The following is a 539-nucleotide window of genomic DNA, read 5'->3' as shown; positions in this document are numbered from 1 at the left end:
ACAAAAGCCGGATCGGATTCTGGCTTCAACATTTCGCAGGAATGCAACTAAGAGACATTACTGAATCAAAAATTTATTCAGCAATGCAGAAAATGACGAACCGGCGTCATGAGGAAAACTGGAAACTCAGGGCAGAAGCATGCAGAAAAAAAGGGAAACCTGTTCCAGAATACACGCCAAAACCAGCGTCCGTTGTAACGAAGGCTACGCATCTTTCATTTATAAAGGCCCTACTAAGAGCCGCAGAGCGTGAATGGAAAATGCTGGATAAGGCACCAATTATTAAAGTGCCTCAACCAAAGAATAAACGGATCCGCTGGCTGGAGCCCCATGAAGCACAAAGGCTGATTGATGAATGTCCGGAGCCATTAAAGTCTGTTGTTGAATTTGCACTGGCAACAGGCTTAAGACGCTCGAACATCATCAACCTTGAATGGCAACAAATAGATATGCAGCGCCGGGTGGCATGGATAAACCCGGAAGAGAGTAAATCAAACCGCGCAATCGGCGTTGCGCTGAATGATACTGCATGTCGCGTT

General features: G+C 46.0%; 1 protein-coding gene. It reads left to right on the top strand.

Going from position 1 to position 539, the window contains the following annotated elements:
- The coding region (locus ACUU1I_RS21125; RefSeq protein ID WP_449144940.1) for a tyrosine-type recombinase/integrase at positions 1–539 on the top strand (539 nt) is incomplete at both ends.

It is taken from the genome of Shigella sp. SIG3 (assembly GCF_053555855.1).
This window is presented reverse-complemented; position numbering and strand designations above follow the sequence as displayed.